This is a genomic window from Desulfuromonas sp. (assembly GCF_002868845.1).
GTDB lineage: Bacteria > Desulfobacterota > Desulfuromonadia > Desulfuromonadales > BM501 > BM501.
On the sequence record NZ_PKUB01000025.1, the window covers coordinates 18184 to 36245 of the forward strand.

General features: G+C 64.5%; 16 protein-coding genes. All 16 read right to left on the minus strand.

Going from position 1 to position 18062, the window contains the following annotated elements; genetic code table 11:
- Positions 1-15 precede the first annotated feature (15 nt).
- Positions 16-2097, minus strand: coding sequence for a flagellar biosynthesis protein FlhA (gene flhA, locus C0617_RS07705; RefSeq protein ID WP_291316440.1), 2082 nt, complete (start codon positions 2095-2097; stop codon positions 16-18).
- On the minus strand, positions 2094-3158 hold the full coding sequence (gene flhB / locus C0617_RS07710) for a flagellar biosynthesis protein FlhB (protein ID WP_291316441.1): 1065 nt from the start codon (positions 3156-3158) through the stop codon (positions 2094-2096). The genes flhA and flhB overlap by 4 nt, the downstream gene beginning before the upstream one ends.
- A 9-nt stretch (positions 3159-3167) precedes the next feature.
- On the minus strand, positions 3168-3944 hold the full coding sequence (gene fliR / locus C0617_RS07715; protein ID WP_291316442.1) for a flagellar biosynthetic protein FliR: 777 nt from the start codon (positions 3942-3944) through the stop codon (positions 3168-3170).
- Between the two features lie 8 nt (positions 3945-3952).
- On the minus strand, positions 3953-4222 hold the full coding sequence (gene fliQ / locus C0617_RS07720; protein WP_291316443.1) for a flagellar biosynthesis protein FliQ: 270 nt from the start codon (positions 4220-4222) through the stop codon (positions 3953-3955).
- 93 nt (positions 4223-4315) lie between these two features.
- Positions 4316-5053 carry a flagellar type III secretion system pore protein FliP gene (gene fliP, locus C0617_RS07725; protein WP_291316444.1) on the minus strand — a complete coding sequence of 246 codons (738 nt, stop codon included), beginning with the start codon at positions 5051-5053 and terminating at the stop codon, positions 4316-4318.
- Positions 5050-5424, minus strand: coding sequence for a flagellar biosynthetic protein FliO (locus C0617_RS07730; RefSeq protein WP_291316445.1), 375 nt, complete (start codon positions 5422-5424; stop codon positions 5050-5052). The genes fliP and C0617_RS07730 overlap by 4 nt, the downstream gene beginning before the upstream one ends.
- 8 nt (positions 5425-5432) lie before the next feature.
- Positions 5433-5756, minus strand: a complete 324-nt coding sequence (fliN, locus tag C0617_RS07735) for a flagellar motor switch protein FliN (RefSeq protein WP_291316446.1) — start codon at positions 5754-5756, stop codon at positions 5433-5435.
- A complete protein-coding gene (gene fliM / locus C0617_RS07740) occupies positions 5743-6744 on the minus strand; it encodes a flagellar motor switch protein FliM (RefSeq protein WP_291316447.1) in 1002 nt (333 codons plus the stop codon). Before fliM ends, fliN begins: the two co-directional genes overlap by 14 nt.
- 8 nt (positions 6745-6752) lie before the next feature.
- On the minus strand, positions 6753-7244 hold the full coding sequence (locus tag C0617_RS07745; protein WP_291316448.1) for a flagellar basal body-associated FliL family protein: 492 nt from the start codon (positions 7242-7244) through the stop codon (positions 6753-6755).
- 29 nt (positions 7245-7273) lie between these two features.
- Positions 7274-8014 carry a flagellar motor protein MotB gene (locus C0617_RS07750; RefSeq protein ID WP_291316449.1) on the minus strand — a complete coding sequence of 247 codons (741 nt, stop codon included), beginning with the start codon at positions 8012-8014 and terminating at the stop codon, positions 7274-7276.
- A gap of 3 nt (positions 8015-8017) precedes the next feature.
- Positions 8018-8791 (minus strand): MotA/TolQ/ExbB proton channel family protein, encoded by a 774-nt coding sequence (locus C0617_RS07755; protein ID WP_291316450.1) that lies wholly within the window; start codon positions 8789-8791, stop codon positions 8018-8020.
- Positions 8792-9270: 479 nt separating this feature from the next.
- Positions 9271-13431 carry a glycosyltransferase gene (locus tag C0617_RS07760; RefSeq protein WP_291316451.1) on the minus strand — a complete coding sequence of 1387 codons (4161 nt, stop codon included), beginning with the start codon at positions 13429-13431 and terminating at the stop codon, positions 9271-9273.
- Between the two features lie 348 nt (positions 13432-13779).
- Positions 13780-15111 carry a flagellar hook protein FlgE gene (locus tag C0617_RS07765; RefSeq protein WP_291316452.1) on the minus strand — a complete coding sequence of 444 codons (1332 nt, stop codon included), beginning with the start codon at positions 15109-15111 and terminating at the stop codon, positions 13780-13782.
- 74 nt (positions 15112-15185) lie between these two features.
- A complete protein-coding gene (locus C0617_RS07770) occupies positions 15186-15572 on the minus strand; it encodes a TIGR02530 family flagellar biosynthesis protein (protein WP_291316453.1) in 387 nt (128 codons plus the stop codon).
- 2 nt (positions 15573-15574) lie between these two features.
- Positions 15575-16237, minus strand: coding sequence for a flagellar hook assembly protein FlgD (locus C0617_RS07775; RefSeq protein WP_291316454.1), 663 nt, complete (start codon positions 16235-16237; stop codon positions 15575-15577).
- 25 nt (positions 16238-16262) lie between these two features.
- Positions 16263-18038, minus strand: a complete 1776-nt coding sequence (locus C0617_RS07780; RefSeq protein ID WP_291316455.1) for a flagellar hook-length control protein FliK — start codon at positions 18036-18038, stop codon at positions 16263-16265.
- Between the last annotated feature and the right edge of the window lie 24 nt (positions 18039-18062).

Below are 18062 nucleotides of genomic sequence, written 5' to 3' on the forward strand. Positions count from 1 at the left end.
TCGGCTTCGAAAACCTTAACTTGCATTGAGGCTCACCATTCCGAGAGACCGTATCTTGAGGTGGGGCGCGATCTCGTTGTGGGAGAGGACCGCCAGGTTGGGCAGGAACCGTTCGGTCAACCTTTTGACATGGGGTCGGATCGTTGGCGGGCAGAGGAGCACCGGCAGGCTGCCGCCGCCGAACTTCTCCACGCTCTTGCTCAGCTCCCCGACGACGGCCTGGGCCGTCCCCGGATCGAGCGCCAGGTAGCTCCCCTGGCCCGACTGGACGATGGCATCCTGAAAAGCCTCTTCCAGGGCGGGGTCCAGTGTCAGCAGGGAGAGGGTGTTTTCCTGGGCGAAGCTGGAGCAGATCGAGCGGCTCAGGCCCTGGCGCACGTGCTCGGTGAGGAAGTCGGGATCCTGGCTGGCCGGCGCGCTGTCGGCGAGGGCCTCCAGGATGGTCCGCATGTCCCTGATGGAGACGTGTTCTCTGAGCAGATTCTGCAACACTTTCATCACTCCCCCGAGGCTCAGCAGGCCGGGAACCAGCTCCTCGACCAGCTTCGGATACTCCTTGCCGAGGTTATCGAGCAAGTTCTGTGCCTCTTGGCGTCCCATGAGCTCGTGACCGTGTCTTTTTATGGTTTCGCTGACATGGGTGGCCATGACCGTAGTGCAGTCGACAACGGTGTATCCGGCGATCTGGGCCAGCTCTTTTTTGTCTTCGGAAATCCAGGTCGCCGGCAGGCCGAAGGCCGGCTCGACCGTCGCCGTTCCCTTGAGGGTCTCGGTGGCGGTGCCCGGGTTCATGGCCAGGCAATGACCGGGAAGAGTCTCGGCGCTGGCGATGCGCACCCCCTTGAGAAGGATGGCGTACTCGTTGGGCTTGAGCTGAAGGTTGTCCTTGATGTGGATGGGGGGAACGATGAAGCCCATCTCCAGGGCGAACTGCTTGCGGATCGAGCGGATCCGGTTGAGCAGCTCGCCCTCCTGGGAGGCGTCGACGAAGGGAATCAGCCCGTAGCCGACCTCCAGCTCGAGCAGGTCGACGCTCATCATCTCCTCGTAGTTCTCCGGCTCGGCCGGAGCCGGGCGCTCCTCCGCCTCGCGGAGGCTGACTTCCCGCCGGCGGCGGGCCTTCTCGGCGCGATAGGCCACCGCGCCGAGACCGGCGCTGAGGAAGAGGAAGGAGAAGTGGGGCAGGCCGGGGATCAGGGCGAAGAAGAACAGAATACCCGCCACCATCCACAGGGCCCTGGGGTTGAAGAAGAACTGCGCCTTGATCTCCGTGCCGAGGTCTCCTTCGCCGCCGGTGCGCGTGACCAGGATGCCGGCGGCGGTGGAAATGATCAGGGCGGGCACCTGGCCCACCAGCCCGTCGCCGACGGTGAGGATCGTGTAGTTCTGGGCCGCGCTCGCCATCGGCATCCCCATCTGCAGGACCCCGATGACGAAGCCGGCGCCGATGTTGATCAGGGTGATAATGATCCCGGCGATGGCGTCTCCGCGGACGAACTTGCTGGCGCCGTCCATGGCCCCGTAGAAATCGGCCTCCTGGGCGACGTCCTTGCGCCGGGTGCGGGCCTCCTCGTCGTTGATGAGACCGGCGTTGAGGTCGGCGTCGATGGCCATCTGCTTGCCGGGCATGGCGTCGAGTGTGAAACGGGCCGCCACCTCGGCGATGCGCCCCGCGCCCTTGGTGATGACCATGAAATTGATCACCACCAGGATCACGAAGATGACGATCCCGACCACGAAGTTCCCCCCCACCACGAACTGGCCGAAGGACTTGATGACGTTGCCGGCGGCGCCGGGCCCTTCGTTGCCGTGGAGCAGAATCAGGCGGGTCGAGGCCACGTTGAGAGAGAGCCGGAAGAGGGTCGTGGCCAGCAGGACCGAGGGGAAGACCGCGAAGTCCAGGGCCCGGGTGGAGTAGAGGGAGATGATGAGGATCAGCAGGGCGGCGGTGATGTTGAGCGCCAGGAAGAGATCGAGCAGCACCGACGGCAGCGGCACGATCATCAGCAGCAGAATGGTCATGAAGGCCGCCGCGACCAGCACGTCGCTGCGCAGAAGCATTTCGGAGAGGCGGTTTCGACTCAGTGCGGCGATCATCCCTTAATCCCTTTGAGGCTGTAGACGTGTGCCAAAATTTCGGCTACCGCCTGGAAAAGTTCGTCCGGCACGGCCTGGCCGAGCTCCATCTTGTACAGGGCCCGCGCCACCGGCTTGTTCTCCACCAGGGGAACGCCGTTCTCCCCGGCGATCTCCCGGATGCGCATGGCCACCGCGTCGGCCCCCTTGGCCACCACCTGCGGAGCGTCCATCTCGCCCCTCCGGTAGGAGAGGGCCACCGAGAGGTGGGTCGGATTGGTGACCACCACGTCGGCCGTAGGCACCTCGGCCATCATCCGCTTGCGGGCCATCTCGGTCTGAAGGGAGCGGATGCGCGACTTGAGCATGGGATCCCCCTCGGTTTCCTTGAACTCCTCTTTCTGCTCCTGCTTGGTCATCTTCATTTTCTGTTCCAACTCATAGCGAACGAACAAAAAATCGAAAAACGCAAGAAGAATCAGGATGCCGCTGCTCTTGGCGAGGACCAGCAGCGACACCCGGCCCAGGTAGTTCACGGTCTCGGAGGGCTCCATGTCGATCAGGTAGAGCCCCTGCTCGAATTCGGCGCTCACCGTCCGATAGGCCACCACCCCGATGAGCAGGACCTTGGCCAGGGACTTGACCAGCTCCACCAGGGAGCGTTTGGAAAAGAGCCGCGCCGCCCCCTTGATCGGGTTGAGCTTGCCCAGTTCGGGCTCGAGCGGCTTGGTGGTGAAGAGGAACACGACCTGGGAGACGCTGGACAAAAATCCGACCAGCATCACCATCATCAGCAGCGGGACGAGGAGCAGGCCGACCTTGCCGGCGATGAACATGAACAGGTCGATCACCGACAGGGGGGTGACCTCGAAGGTCCCGATCCGCTCCATCAGAACAACGATCAGCCCCTGCAGGTTGCGCCAGAACATCGGGGCGTAGAAGAACCACAGCAGCAGGCTGCAGGACATCAGCACCGCGGTATTGACCTCGCGGCTCTGGGCGACCTGGCCCTTCTTGCGAAAGTCCTGGCGGCGTTTCGCTGTCGCTTGTTCTGTGCGTTCCTGCCCTGTTTCCTCGGACATGGGGTCTCCCTAAAGGGCCTGAAAGAGAAAGAGGACGCGATCCTGCAGGGCGGCGAACTCGCGCCCGAGCAGGGAGACCACCAGGGGGAGTGTCAATCCGATGACCAGCAGGGAGATGCCGATGTTCAGGGGAAAGGAGAGGAGGAAGACGTTGAGCTGGGGAAAGACCCGGGCCAGGATTCCCAGCACCAGCCCCGACAACAGGAGCACCGCCAGGATGGGGGCGCTGAACTGGACCCCGAGAGAGAACATCTGGCCGGCCAGGCCCATCAGGAAGGGGACCGCGCCGCCGCCCAGGTCGAGCTGGCCCGGGCTCAGAAAGTCGTAGGACCGCACGATCGCTCGAAGGAAGAGGTGGTGGACGTCCAGGGCGAGAAAAATCAGGATCGCCAGGATGTTCTGGAACTGGGAGACCAGGGAGACCTGGCGCTGGTTCTGGGGATCGTAGACGTTGGCCGCGGCGAAGCCCATCTGGTAGCCGATGATCGTCCCCCCGAGCTCCACCGCGGTGAAGACGAGCCGGGCGGTGAAGCCGACCATGACCCCCAGGAGGGTCTCGCTGACCACGAGCACGGCCAGGGTCCCCGGGCCGAAATCCGCAGGGGGCAGGTAGCCCTCCACCACGGGGAAGACCAACAGAGCCATGAAGACCGCCAGCCCGATGCGCACCCGGACCGGGGCGGTGCAGCTGCCGAAGACGGGCAGGGTCGCCATCAGGGCCCCCACCCGGGCGGCGCACACCAGAAAGAGCTGGAACTTGGCGAGGGGGATGACGAAGGGCTCCACGATGCGCCTCAGCCGCCCAGGGAAACCATGTTTTCGAGGATGCCGTGGGTGAATGCCAGCATCTTCTGGATCATCCAGGGGGCGAAGAGGATCAGCGAGACCAGCACCGCCACGATCTTGGGGATGAAGGTCATGGTCTGCTCGTTGATCTGGGTGGCGGCCTGGAAGATGCTGACCATCAGGCCGATCACGACGGCGGACAGAAGCATCGGGGCCGCCAGGAGCAGAACCATCTCCACTGCCTTGCGGCCGATATCGACAACGAATTCCGGGGTCATGGGGGGAAACCTCTCAATCCGGAAGCCGGAATCCAGAAGCCGCGAATTCAGGTGTTTTCACCTTGCTTCTGGCTTCCGGCTCCTGGCTTCTGCCTAGTAAAAACTCTGCACCAGGGACCCGACCACCAGGTCCCAGCCGTCCACCAGGACGAAGAGGAGCAGCTTGAAGGGAAGGGAGATGATCGGCGGCGGGAGCATCATCATGCCCATGGCCATGAGCACAGAGGCCACCACCATGTCGATCACCAGAAAGGGGATGTAGACGAGGAACCCCATCTGGAAAGCCCGCTTCAGCTCGGAGAGCATAAAGGAGGGGATGAGGGTCATGGTCGGCACGTCGTCCCGGTCCTCGGGCTGCTCCAGGCCCGCCACGTTCATCAGCAGCCCCAGGTCCTGCTCCTTGGTCTGGGCGAACATGAACTCGCGGATCGGCCCCAGGGCATTCTCCAGGGCCACCTCCTGGCCGATTTCCTTCTCCAGGAAGGGCTGCAGGGCGGTCTCGTTGACCTGGCTCCAGACCGGGGCCATGATGAAGAAGGTCAGGAACAGGGCCAGCCCGACGATGATCTGGTTGGGGGGCATCTGCTGGGTCCCCATGGCCTGGCGGACGAAGGAGAGGACGATGACGATGCGGGTGAAGGCGGTGGTCATCAGGAGGATCGCCGGGGCGACCGAGAGGACGGTGAGGACGAAGAGGATCTGAACGGCCGTGGAGACCTCTTCGGGCCCGTTGGCCTCGCCGATGCCGAGGGTGATGGTCGGCAGCCCCGCGGCCCCCGCCAGGCCGGGCAGCAGGAGCAGGCCCGCGGCCAGAAGGATCAGGGCCCTCATCGGCCTTCCTCCATCCGGGCCTGCAGGGCTTCGTCGAAAGACTTCGAGGAGCGCTCCCCGAGGGGCGAGAGGAGCTCGACCCGGTCGCCGCCGAGCCCCAGCAGGAATTCCTCGCCGCGCACCTCGACCAGGCACAGGGACCTCTTGGCCCCCAGGGGGCGCATCTCCACCACCTTGATAATGCCCCCCTTGGCCGAGGGCAGAAAGCCGACCCCGCGGCGCCCGACCCAGTACAGGATGAGAATGATGCCGAGCACCACCCCGAGGGCGGCGATCAGCTTCAGGCTCGAGGAGAACAGGTCGCCGCCCTCGGCGGCGGCCTGGGCGGGGAGGGGAAAAGCCAGAGCGGCCAGCAGGAAGATCCGTCCCATGGCGCGGCCTATCCCAGGTTCTCGATGCGTTCCGAGGGGCTGACCACGTCGGTCAGGCGGATGCCGAACTTCTCGTTGATCAGCACCGCCTCGCCCCGGGCGATGAGCCGGGAATTGACGTACAGGTCGAGGGGTTCGCCCGCCAGCTTGTCGAGCTCGATGACATGGCCCTCCTGCATCTGCAGCAGGTCCTTGACCAGGATCCTGGTGCGGCCGGCCTCGACCGAGACCTGCAGGGGAATGTCGAGCAGAAACTCGATGTTCTGTGCCTCCTTCTGCTCCTTGGGGGCCTCATCGGGGACCTGCTTCGGGGTCAGTTCAGTGGTTTCCATCGTTTGCTCCCTGGGCAAGCTTGCGGCCGATGCGCACGGCCTTTTTGCCCTTGTAGATTCCGGCCATGGCCTGGAATTTCGGTTTTCCCTCCACCTGCACCTGCACCGGGTCGTCGGGGCCGCGGTCCAGGGCGATGATGTCGCCTTCCTGGAAATTGAGGATATCCCTCACCTTGAGCACGATCTCGTCGAGCTGCACCGAGACCTGGGCCTCGACCTCGAAAAGCTCGCTGCCGATCCGGTTCGTCCAGCTCTCTCCCTCGCGGGAGGGCAGAGAGAGGAGGCCGTCGCGCATCTTGTCGCGCAGAGGCTCGATCACCACGTAGGGCAGGACGAGGCTCATCTCTCCGACCATTTTGTCGATCGCGACTTCGTAGCGGGCCACCATCACCGGGGTGTCGGGAGAGACCACGTTGCTCAGGCGCGGGTTGTTCTCCACCTTGACCAGGGAGGCACTGAGGTTTTCGAGGGGGCGGAAGGCCTTTTGCAGGTCGCCGCAAGCGCCTCCGAGCAGCCCCTGGATGAGGTGCATCTCGATGGTGGTCATGGGGCGCCCCGGAATTCCCCCGCGGCCCTCGGGCCGACCGCCGAGAATCATTTCGATCAGGGAGAAGGAGAGGCTGCTGTCGAGAATGATCAAACCGCCGCTCTTGAAGGGATCGAGGCGCAGGATGCCGATGGCGGCCCCCTCGGCCAGGGACTTGGTGAAGGACTCGAACTCGGTGGACTCGAGCCCGCCGAGCTTGATCCCCGCCGAACGCTGCAGGCGGTTGGTAAGGGTCACCCCGTAGTTGCGGCCGAAGACGTCGAACAGGATATCGACGTTGGGGATCGGAACCCGTCCCGAGCCGGCGGTCTTGGTCAGGTCAAAGGGCTTGACCTTCCGCTCGCCATCCTGCGCCGAGGGCTCGGGTTCGGTCTCGATATCGCCCTGCTGCACGGCGGCCAGCAGTTCGGCGATCTCTTCTTGGCTCAGTATGCGTTCCAAGGTCGTTCCTATTGGATGACGAATTCGGTGAAATAGAGCTTCTTGACCTTGCCGGCCTTCAACAGGTCGTTGATGCGGCTGACCAGCTCGGCGCGCAGCTGCAGTTTGCCCTGCAGGTCGTAGAGTTCGCCAAAGGTCTTGCTGCCGATGAGAAGCAGAATGGCGTCCCTGATCTGGGGCATCCTGTTCTGCACCTCCTCCCCGACCAGGGGACCGGAAAGCTCCAGGGTGATGGCCGACTTGAGGTAGCGGGTCTCCTGTTCGTCGAGCAGGTTGACAATAAAGTCGTCCAGCCCCACCAGGGGCCCGATGGTCCCCTGATCCTGCGAAGCCTCTGCGGAGCCGGCCGCCTCGCCCGCCGCCTTCTCGTCCCCGCCCGAGGAGCCGAGCAGGAAGCCGCCGACTCCGGCCCCGACCGCCAGGACCAGGGCAACCACGATGATCAAAAGAAACTTCTTGCTGCACTTGGCGCCCTTGCTCTCTTCCTTGTTCTCCGACATGGCGACGATTCTCCGTGGTGTCTTGCTGGTTAAAAGGGAAGCTGGTCCTTGGCGTCGATCAGGAAGGGCAGGTCCTCCCGATGGCCGCCGATGCTCTCCAAAACGAACTCCACCCTGCGGTTCAGAGCCTTCTCCTGCGGGCTCTCGCCCGCGGCCAGGGGCCGCTGGGAGCCGTAGCCGACCGCGGACATCCGGTCGAGGGGAAGGAGCTTCTCGCTCTCAAAGGCCTTGAGGACCGAAATGGCCCGGGCCACCGAGATGTCCCAGTTGGACATCTCCTTGCTGGTCGGCCGGATACTGTCGGTGTGGCCCTCGATGCGCAGGTGCAGGGGAAGGTTGCGGATCAGCCCGGCAATGTCCCGCAGCACGGGATAGGCCTCCTGCTTGACCCGGGTCTGGCCGGAACCGAAGAGGATCGCCTCGTTGACCCGCAGGATCACCGCGCCGCGGTCCTTGACCAGGTCGATGCGCCGGTCGATTTTGAGCCGGTTGAACTCCGTGGCGACCCGCTTGTAGACCCGGGTCACGAAATCGTCCTGGATGGGGACGAAATCGACCACCTTGGGCCGGGGCAGGTCCGTCTTGTCGCCCCCCTTGAGCACGCCGAAGGCGCCCTTCAGGGAGCCGGCCGCGTCCTCGAACTTCATCTTGTCGAGGCGGGCCATGGAGAGCATGAGGACGAAGAAGCACAGCAGGAGCGTCACCAGGTCGCTGAAGGTCGTCATCCACAGGGGCGCGCCGGCGGACGCTTTTTTTGGCTTCCTGGCCACGGCCTAGTCCTTCTTCCCGAAGCTGCTCTCGCGGTGCTTGGGCGGAATGTAGGCATGGAGCTTCTGCTCCATGATCCGCGGGTTCTCCACGGCGAGTACGCAGCGCATCCCCTCGGCGATGAGGGTCTTGCGCAGCACCTCCTCCTGGGAACGGTTCTTGAGCTTGCCCGACATCGGCATGCAGACCACGTTGGCGGCCACCGCCCCGTAAAAGGTTGTGAGCAGGGCGACCGCCATGGCCGGGCCGATGGTGGAGGGGTCGTCCATCGTCTGGAGCATCTGCACCAGGCCGATGAGGGTGCCGACCATCCCCATGGCCGGCGCGTAGGTCCCCATGGCGATGAAGATGTCGGCGCCGGTCTCGTGGCGCTCCTGGATATAGTCGATCTCGCGGTCGAGCATGACCTTGAGCTCGTCGGGCTCCTGGCCGTCGACGGCCATCTGCATCCCCTTGAGGAAGAAGGTGTCCTCCACCTCCCCCATCACCGACTGCAGGGCCAGGATCCCCTCCTTGCGGGCCTTGGTGGCGAAGCGGATGAGCTGCTCGATGGTCTCCTTGGCCGGCTCGTCGCGATGGAAGAAGGCCTTCTTGCCCACCGCAAGGGCCCGGGCGAACTCCTTGAAGGGATAGTGAACGAGGGTGGCGCCTATCGTCCCTCCGCCCACGATGACCAGGGAGGCCGGTTCGACGAAGAGGAGCACCCCTCCGCCGGTCATCATGGCGACAATCATCAGGCCGAAAGCGGCGATGATCCCCAAAATCGTCGAAAGATCCATCTGCAAGCACATCTGAGAAAAGTTGGCTTCGGGTTTTCTGCCTCGCACACCTAATCAGCAATCCGCATGCCAGACTTGGCCTGCGGCCGATAAAGGTTGCAATGAACCGGTATTATTGATTTTTTCGTCGCAAGAAAAGAGGACGAAGGGGGCCGGGCCATTGCCGGCCGGCCCCCTTCGGGTCGGGAATTTGACTTGTCCGGTCGGCGTTTTCCTGCCGGGATGCGGCGCAGACTCTTTTTGCCGCTTATCCCTTCGGCCCCGGATGCCATCCCCCTGCCCCCCCGGAAGGGTCAACCGCCCCCCTTAAGAGGCGCACGCGAAAAGAACCCGGCCGCCCGCGACCGCCCCAAGGGTCCGCGCAGCCCGTCTTCCCGCCCCCGGGGACCGGGAAGGCTCCGAAGCCTTTCGGCCCTTTCGGGTCAATTTCCCGACGGACCCCGCCCGAGAGGGACATTGACCCTTTGCCCTCTCCGGGCTCACCGCCCTCCCCGGCCGCCGCTTTTGACCATGCTTTTGTAGCACCTGGAAAGCAGGACGGGGATCTTCTCGTCCAAAATCCCGTTGTCCACCACGGCCTCGAGGATGGCCGCGGCGAAGGCGAGGTTGCCGAGGTCAAAGAGGCGGCTTGCCAGTTCATAGGCATAGCCCGCGGTGTTGAAGCGCGTTCGGCCCAGTTTTTCAAAATATTCCGCCGTTTCCCGGGCCCGCCCCGCACAGCACAGGGCCGCGATCAACTGGCACACCGCGACCGGGTAATCCGGGTCTTTGCCGACCAGGTCCTCGGCGACGGGCAGGGCCTTTTCGACCTTCCCCGCAAAGAGTTCACACAGGACGTAGAGCTGGGAGACTTCCCTCGAAGGGGCAGAGAGCTTCCTGGCCTTTTTGACCGCGGCAAGGGCGTCGTCGTACCTGCCGAGGGAAAAGGACGCATTGCCGAGGCCGTAAAAGGCTCTCGAAGAATCCGGCTTCAGGGCGACGAGCCGGCCCCAGAGGGTTGCGGCGTCTTCGTACTTTTTCAGCTCCTCGGCCTGCACGGCGAGTTCGAAGATCGCGTTCTCGCCGCCCCCCTGCTCGTCGAGCTTCTTTTTGCCCAGCAGGAAATAGTCCTCCCCCTTGGACAGGGTCTGCTTTTTGACCAGCTTGCCGTAGTGGTGGACGGGAACCTTGGCGTCCTTGACCGGGATGCCGGCCCGGGCCAGCGAGGCTTCGACGAGTTCGTGGACCGGGTTCTCGAACCGCACCCGCTTGTCGTTGGGGAAGAGGCGGACCTTGGTGCTCGGCACCCAGCCGGTGCCGGCCTCCTCGGGATACGCGCCGTCGTTGGCCCGCCAGCCGAGAGTCTGCATATTGCCGATGTAGTTCCTGGTCGTCAGGGCGTAGGCGGCCCGCCCTTCGCTCCCGGCCAGGACCTTCAGCCGCGCAAGGTCGGAGCGCCCGAGGACCTCGTCCGCGTCGAGAATCAGGACCCAGTCGCCGGAGGCCTTGGAAAGGGCGACGTTTCTGGCCTCGGAGAAATCGTCGTTCCACGGGTGATCGTAGACCTTCGCCCCGAAGGCCCTGGCGATCTCCCTGGTCCTGTCCTCGGAGCCGGTGTCAACGACGATGATTTCGTCCGCCACCGGCCCGGCGCTGCTCAGGCATCGGGCGATGTGGCTCTCCTCGTTCAGGACGATCATGCACAGCGAGACGGTGCCCTTGGCGGCGCCGCCGATCTCTTTGGCGCCGACCTTTTCCCTCAACTCGAGGGCGGCGCCGAGACCGTCGTCGTCCATGCCGAAGGCGATCAGGGCCTCCTCGGCATGGGACAGGGCCTCGGCATGGGCCCCCCGCCGTCCCAGGAATTCGATCAGGAGGTATTTGAGGCGCTTGTTCAGGGGGTGCAGGGCGACCGCGTCGGCGACCCGGCCGGTCGCCCGCTCCAGGTCGGAGAGCTCGATCGCGGCGGCCTGGTAGTTCCCCGCGATGTCAGCGCAGCCCGGGCAGAGGACGAAGGCCGTCTCGAAAAGGCCCAGGGCCTCTTCCCGCTGCCCCGTCGACCATTTGAGCACCCCGAGGTTCGCGTACGCCTCCCCGTCGCCCGGATCGGCTTCGATCGCCCGGAGAAAGAGCTCTTCGGCGGGCGCACCCTCCCTGCGGAGGATCGCCATGCCCTTGAGGTTGAGGGCCCGTGCCGAGCCGGGCTCGGCCTCGAGGGCCTTGTCGGCGCACTCTTCGGCCTCGGAAAAAAGTTCGAGGCCGTCCCTGCAGCAGCCTGCCAGCACGAGCCCCCTCGCGTCCCCGTCCAGGCCGCCGGGGACGGTTTTCAGAACGTCCAGGGCGTCTTTGAACCTCTTGTTCTCGATCAGCATTTCCGCAAAGGCGCGATAGACCGCCCGGTCTTCCGGGGAGTGCTTGGCCCCTTCGATAAAGGCCTCGACGGCCTTCTCCAGGAGACCCATCTGGCTGTATTCGCCGGCCTTCAGCACCGCGTTGACCGTGACGAGCCGTTTTTTGAGCGCCTCCGGCCAGTCGGCTCCGCCCCACTTGTCACGGTAGATCTTTTTGTTCCGGGCCATCATGGCGCCGTGGTCGATGTTGTTGCCGATGAAGCTCTGGCTGCCGAAGTGGTGGATAAAGACATCCCCGGCGATAAGGTTCCGGTACCCTTCGAGGGAGGCCCGCAGGCAATAGTCGTCGTCCTCGTAATTGCCCGAGCCGAAGGTTTCGTCGAGCAGGCCGATCTTTTGCACCAGTTCGCGGCGGAAGAGCATGCAGAAGCCGACGATCCGGCGGGCGGGCACGCGGCGGTGCCGGTTCGCCTCCCTGAAGTCCCTCGCGTAGGCGTCGAGATTCGCGGGGTCGTAGCCGTCGTCGACGACTTTCTGGGGGCCGCTGATGCTGTTGGTCATGGGGCCGACGATCCCCGCGTCGGGGTCGCTTTCGAGGTGCCCGAGCAGGCCCGACAGCCACCCCTCGGTCACGAGAACGTCGTTGTTGAGCAGGAGGATGTGCTCGCCGGAGGCGGCGGAGATCCCCTGGTTGCAGGCCTTGGCGAAGCCGAGGTTTTTCTTGTTGGCGACAAGATGATAGTTCTCGTTCGCCTTCACCAGCTGCCGCAGCCGCTTGGGGGTGCCGTCCTTGGAGCCGTTGTCGACGAAGACGATCTCGACAGGCTCCGGCGTATGCTTGCGGATGCTTTCGATGCACTGTTCCGTGAACCGGTACTGGTTGAAGGTCGGAATGACGATCGAGACGAGCCCTTTGGTAAAGTCCTCCCCGATGAAGGGTTCCGCTTTCGCGGCCGAGTCGCGACCCTCCCCGGCCTCGGCGGCGGCACCCTCCTCCAGCTCTTCTTCGCCCCCCGCCTCGGGGTCTTTCCTGGCGATGACGAGGTACTGGTAGGTGAAGAACCTGATCACCTCTTCCCGGGAAAGATTATTGAGGGACATGTTCTCGAGCTGGATACTGTTGCCGGTCTCCTTCAGGGCCGAGAGATCGGGCTTCGGGTTGATGATCTGCTCGACCTTGACGACCGAAAAGCCCGCCCCGGCGAACATCTCCAGGCTCGACTCGTAGGTGAAAAACCTCAGGTGGGTGGCGTCGAGGATGCCCGCGTCCTGGTATTTCCACGTCCCCCGGGCCAGATCCTGAAGGACGGTGACGTTCTGCACGTTCGGAATCGAGGCGATGACATGGCCGCCCGGCTTGAGGTGCTTTGAAAGACCGGCCAGCGCGTCCCAGGGGTCGTTCAGGTGCTCCAGGACATCGAGGGCGAGCAGAAGGTCGTAGTCTTCGTGGGCGATGCCGTACTCGCTCTGCAGGTCGACCTTTTCGATGTCGGCCGTGATCACCCGGTCGAGGCTCGTCTTTGCAATCGCCGCGGCCTCCTCCGAGATATCAACCCCGACGTAATGATCGACCTCCATGGCCTCCTTGAATTTTTTCCCGGTCGCCCCCGTCGAACAACCGATCTCGAGAACCCTCCGCGCCGCCAGGGAATTGCCGGTGACGGCCTCGACGGCTTCCCCCCGGGCGAAGGCATAATAGGAGCCCCTCTTTGCCGCACTCAGGGGGTTGTTCCGGTTGGCGGGACGGGCGGCGACGGGCTCCTTCGCCGCCGACGACACGCGCTTCTGGAGGACGCAGTAGGTGTCGCCCCACTGGTCGCTGCCGTCGTCGAAACCGGTCGCGCCCCAAAAGGTCTTGACGTCCAGAACCTCGAGCTCGGCCCATTTGGCCAGGGCGCGGAACCCGTCGGGGTAGTATCGCCAGCAATCGGCGGGATAGCGGTGCTCGGGGCCCCGCGAGGGGGCCACGATGCACATCAGGCCGTTGGTTTTGAGCTTCTTCTTCATCTCGGCGATGGTGAGCCAGGGGAACTCCACATGCTCGAAAACCTGCCCCGAGATCACGGCATCGTAGGCCCCGTCCTCCAGCCCGCTCCATTTATAGGGGTCGTCGGGGACGTAATCGACGTTCGGGCCGGCCTCCAGATCGAGGCCGGTATAGTCGTAGCGCTCACTGTCGGCGAAAATATCCTTGTACGTTCCGTTGACGCCGTAGCTGCCGACATCGAGGATCCTGATCTTCCGGCCCTGGGAGTGTTTTTCCAGCAACTCTTCGAATTTGGTCAGAATCTGGTACGAGCTTTGATGCATTACCTTTGCTCCATTCTTGCAGGCGGGGATTTGGTGACAGCGTCACCCCCCTGGAGGGAACCGGGGCGTTCTCATGCCGGTGCGGCGATAGGGCTCACAGGACTTTTCGACATTTCGGCGGAAATCGATTAGCAAATTCGGGGCAGGGATACGGGAAGGGGGCTCAGCGCAGGCGATCTGGCCTTCCGCTCCCGGAGCGTTAAACATGCGGGGGCAAGGGGGACGTCCATGCATTCATGCGCGGCCATTGGTGCCGCGCCATTTCACTTTTTACCCGCCAAGCACAAATAGGCCCCAGGTGCGCTCACCTGGGGCCTATTCTTTACACGCTATGCACTGCGTTCAGGTCTACCGCTTCAGGTTGATCAGCTCGTTGAGCATCTCGTCGGTGGTGGTGATGATCTTGGAGCTGGCCTGGAAGCCGCGCTGGGTGGTGATCATGCTGACGAACTCCTGGGCCAGGTCGACGTTGGAGCGCTCCAGGGCGTTGGTGAAGATCTTGCCGATGCCCGAACCGACGGTGCCGACGACCGAGTCGCCGGAGGCCACGCTGGCGCCGTACATGTTGTTGCCCTCCTTGACCAGGCCGGCGGGATTGCTGAACTTGGCCAGGGCGACCTGGAAGAGCCTCTTGGGCAGGCCGTTGGAGTAGTTGCCGAGCACGTAGCCCTCGTTGTCGACCGAGAGGGTCGCCACGTTGCCGGTGGTGTAACCGTCCTGGGACTGGGAGATGACCACCGAGGCGCTCGAGTACTGGGTGGTGTTGAAGTTGAGGTTGATCTCCTGGTTCTGGTCGGCGTTGTTGTCCCAGGCCAGGGAGCCGCCGGGAATCATGGGGGGATCGGGGTTCTGGGAAAGAAGATTGCCGTCGGCGTCGAAGGTCACGGTTCCGGTGGTGACCTCGACCGGGTAGGGGGCGTCGGGATCGGCGTTGGGGTCGGGATTGGTCAGCCCGATGTCCCTGCCGTCCACGGTGGCGTGATACTCCCACTCGAGGGGATTGGTGGCCGGATCCATCTTGGAGAACCACACGGTCACCGGGTGACTGTTGCCGAGCGAATCGTAGACGTTGGTGGAGGTGGCGTAGTTGGTGGCGTTGTTCAGGGCCACCGGGTCGTAGCCGCCGTTGGCGTCAGTAGTCGGGAAGGCCCCGTGGTAGGTGGCGTCGGCATCGAGGTTGGTGGTCAGGGTCATGTTGCCGGTCATCTTGGGCGCACTGAGGGTCATCATGTCGACCTGGATGTCGGTCAGCTCACCGGAGATCTCGCCGGCGTCGTTCAGGGCGTAGCCCTGGACCTGGTATCCCTCGGGGGTGATCAAGTTGCCGCCGGCGTCGAAACGGAAGGCCCCGGCGCGGGTGTAGAGGTCGTTGCCGGTGATCGGGTCCTGGGCGATAAAAAAGCCCTCCCCCTCGATGGCCATGTCGGTGTTGCTCGCGGTGTTCTCGAAGGTCCCCTGGGTGAAAAGGTTGTCAACGACCGACAGCCCGACCCCGCGGCCGACCTGGCTGGTGCCCCCCGAGCCGGAGACCTGGCTGGAGAGGAGGTCGGAGAAGAGGACGCGCCCTCCCTTGAAGCCGATGGTGTTGTTGTTGGCGATGTTGTTTCCGATCACGGTCATGGCGTTGCCGTTGTTGGTCAGGCCGCTGACGCCGCTGAACAGTGAAGTCATGATTCCCATTTTTTATCCTCCTGGGTGGGGGCCGCCTCTGTCGGTTGGCGGCCCGCGAACCTCCTCTGCGAGGACCGGTTCGGTTAGGCGATTATTGCGCTGTCAATGTTGGTGAAGACGTTGCCCTTGAGGCTGTTCTGATCGACCGCGGTGACCACGGTCTGGTTTTTGACACTCACCACCAGGGCGGTGCCGTCGAGCATCACCAGGGACTGCCGGCCGCCCTTGGCGCCGACCTGGTCCACGGCGCTCTCGAGCCGGGCCATCTGCTCTGTGCCGAGATCGATGCCGCGGCTGACCAGGCGTTCCTGGGCGTGGCGTGAGAAGCGCAGGGCCGGGCTCTGGATCTGGCCGTTCAGGACCTGGTCGAAGCTCGGTCCCGACGAAGGGGCCTTGCCGCGGGACGGGCCCGGAGGCGTCTGCCCCGGGGGCAGGATCGGCCGGCCGATTATCGGCATGTTGTCGCTCATGATCAGCCTTCCGTTGCGTGAATGACGTCGTTAAGAAGAAATTCGCCGGCGTCGGTGACGAGGAGGCTGCCGGAGGGGCTGAAGTCGACCCCCGCCACCCGGCCCTTGACCAGGGCTGCGGCCCCCACTGCGGGCTCGTCTCCCTGCATGGCCCGGACTTCAATGCCGTACCGGCCCGCCGGAATCACCTGGCCGCTGTCGTCCCGCCCGCTCCAGGTGAAATAGTGCTCGCCGGCGGAGAGGTCCGAAAGGTTCATGCTCGCCACCGTGGCGCCGAGTTCGTTCACCAGGCACATCTGGGCGTCGGTCACTCCCCCTTCGAGCTGGTAGCCGAGGGTCACGTCCCCTCCCCCGTAGTCCAGAACGCCGCTCGAAGAGACCACATCCCTGCCGATCAGGCCCATGGCCGAGAGCCGCTCCATGTCGGCGCTCATGACGGCCATCTGCCCGAGGCTGTCGTTCATCTGGAACTGCTGCTCGAGAGAGCTGAACTGGGCCAGCTGGGCGGTGAACTCGGTCGGGTCCGAGGGATTGAGAGGGTCCTGGTTCTGCAGCTGGGCCACGAGGAGATTGAGAAAATCGTCCTTGCCCAGGTTTTGCTCCTCCAGCGAAGTCATCGGAGCGGAGAAGGAGTTTATAGGACTGAGTTCAGAAATATCTGTCATGGTTTTATCTCACCTCCTTTGCTTTCTAGATGCGCAGGCTGAGCCCGCCTTCGGTTGCTGCCGTTATTTGCCGGGGCTGATCCTCCCCGCCGTCACCCTCGCCCTGCCATGACGCCGCCGTGGCGGCCGTACGGGGAGCGCTCCAGGGCTGACGGGGGTCCTGGGAGGAGCCGCGGCCGCCGTCTGCGCCGGAATCGACGCTGACCCGGACCTCCTCCAGCGCCAAACCCTGCTGCTGAAGGGCTTCCCTCAGCCTGGGCAGGTGCCGCTCGAGGATCTCCTGCACTTCGGCGCTCTGGGCCTGAAAGTGGGCCCGGAGTCCGTCTTTCTCCATGGTCAGGTCGAGCTTCAGCTGGCCCAGCTCCTCGGGGTGCAGGCGCATGGAGATCCGGCTGGTCCGCTCGCCGGGGTTGACGGAGAGTCGATCGATGACCTGATCGAGGACCTTGGCCTCTGCCGTCTGGGCCGCGGAGGGCTCGGAGGAGACGGCCGGTGCCGTCTTGGCAGCGGCTTCCACCCCTTCGGTGGCCCGCCCGGATGCGGCCCCGGAAGCCGGGATCGCCAGGTTTTGGGGCGCCGAAGCGTCCTTGATGCCTGTTGCGATCTCGGGTTCGACCCCCGTGAGCGAAGGCCGGTCCGTCGGCGAAGCCGAAACTTCCGACTCGGCGGAGAAGGCCGCCATATTCGCCGTCCCGGGCTCCGGGACAGGGGCGGGAGTTGCTGCGCTCCTGCCGCCGAGGATTTCCCCGAAACGGGCATCGGAGAAAGCGGCCCGGGTTTCGCCCCCGGCTCCGTTCCTGCGCGAGGCGACGGGCTCCTGCGAGCCCCCCCGGAGAACCCCCTTGTCGGCGGGCGCGACCGGAATCGCCGCGACCGGCTCGGCCGCAGAGGCCTGAGAGACGTTCGCGACATTCAGCTGCGGAAGGGGCCGGACGGCCGCCTGGGCGGAGACCGGATCCTGCTGCATGCTCTGCCGGACCGGAGGAACCATCCCCTCGGCGGACGTGGCCGCTGCGGGCTGGGGGGCAGAAGGGGTCGAGGACTCCCCGGAGGCGGTTGCGACCGGGGAAAGAAGAGGTTCAGCGCTGCGCAAAGCCGCGTCCCCGAAGCCCCGTTGCCCTTCGCCCGGAACCGGCCCGGGAGTGGTGTTCTCCGGCCCCTGAACGGAAACCGGCGAAACGGTACGCTCCTGGACAGGACCTGTTGCCGGCAATGCGGGCGAGCCTGGCGCTTTGGCCTGCATCGCCGCGTCCGCCCCCGCGGGATCGAGGATCCCCCTGCCCGAATCGGACAAAGGCGCCCGGGGTGCCTCGGCCGGCGATCGCCCTTCGGCGCCGGAGAGTTCGGACGGCCGGACCGGCTGTTCAATGGCCCGCTCCGGAAGTACGGCGGCGAGCGCCTGGGTGCCGAGGAGAGCCTCCGGGGCTTCAGGCCGGGCCTGCTCCCCGCCTCCTTCGTGGAGAAGAGCATGGATGGTTTCCTGCTCGGAGGCAGCGTCCGCTTCGGGATCTTTGCCGAAGACGGAAAACTGCTCTCCTTCAAAAGACGCCGGGACACCCTCCGTCCCCGGATGGAAGCCGGCGGGAACCTCCCCGCGGGCCATCAACCGGTCGAGAAAGGCCCTGGCCTTGCCCGTGGACAACCCGCCTGCATCCCCCTGCGGCGCGGGCTGAGCCGAAAAAGCCTCGCCCTGCCCGAGAAGCCGGGCAAAAGCCGAGATGTCCCCGCCTGTGGGGACTCCCTGCCGCGCAGTCGCAACCGGAGAGAACATTTCGTCCATCTGCATCGGTACGATGTGCATGTTTTTCACCTCCTTTCTTTGGGA

Bases quoted from the DNA above. Each gene is read 5' to 3' on its own strand.
- flhA (WP_291316440.1), bottom strand. From the start codon at position 2,097: ATGATCGCCGCACTGAGTCGAAACCGCCTCTCCGAAATGCTTCTGCGC.
- flhB (WP_291316441.1), bottom strand. From the start codon at position 3,158: ATGTCCGAGGAAACAGGGCAGGAACGCACAGAACAAGCGACAGCGAAA.
- fliQ (WP_291316443.1), bottom strand. From the start codon at position 4,222: ATGACCCCGGAATTCGTTGTCGATATCGGCCGCAAGGCAGTGGAGATG.
- fliP (WP_291316444.1), bottom strand. From the start codon at position 5,053: ATGAGGGCCCTGATCCTTCTGGCCGCGGGCCTGCTCCTGCTGCCCGGC.
- C0617_RS07730 (WP_291316445.1), bottom strand. From the start codon at position 5,424: ATGGGACGGATCTTCCTGCTGGCCGCTCTGGCTTTTCCCCTCCCCGCC.
- fliN (WP_291316446.1), bottom strand. From the start codon at position 5,756: ATGGAAACCACTGAACTGACCCCGAAGCAGGTCCCCGATGAGGCCCCC.
- C0617_RS07745 (WP_291316448.1), bottom strand. From the start codon at position 7,244: ATGTCGGAGAACAAGGAAGAGAGCAAGGGCGCCAAGTGCAGCAAGAAG.
- C0617_RS07755 (WP_291316450.1), bottom strand. From the start codon at position 8,791: ATGGATCTTTCGACGATTTTGGGGATCATCGCCGCTTTCGGCCTGATG.
- C0617_RS07760 (WP_291316451.1), bottom strand. From the start codon at position 13,431: ATGCATCAAAGCTCGTACCAGATTCTGACCAAATTCGAAGAGTTGCTG.
- C0617_RS07765 (WP_291316452.1), bottom strand. From the start codon at position 15,111: ATGGGAATCATGACTTCACTGTTCAGCGGCGTCAGCGGCCTGACCAAC.
- C0617_RS07770 (WP_291316453.1), bottom strand. From the start codon at position 15,572: ATGAGCGACAACATGCCGATAATCGGCCGGCCGATCCTGCCCCCGGGG.
- C0617_RS07775 (WP_291316454.1), bottom strand. From the start codon at position 16,237: ATGACAGATATTTCTGAACTCAGTCCTATAAACTCCTTCTCCGCTCCG.
- C0617_RS07780 (WP_291316455.1), bottom strand. From the start codon at position 18,038: ATGCACATCGTACCGATGCAGATGGACGAAATGTTCTCTCCGGTTGCG.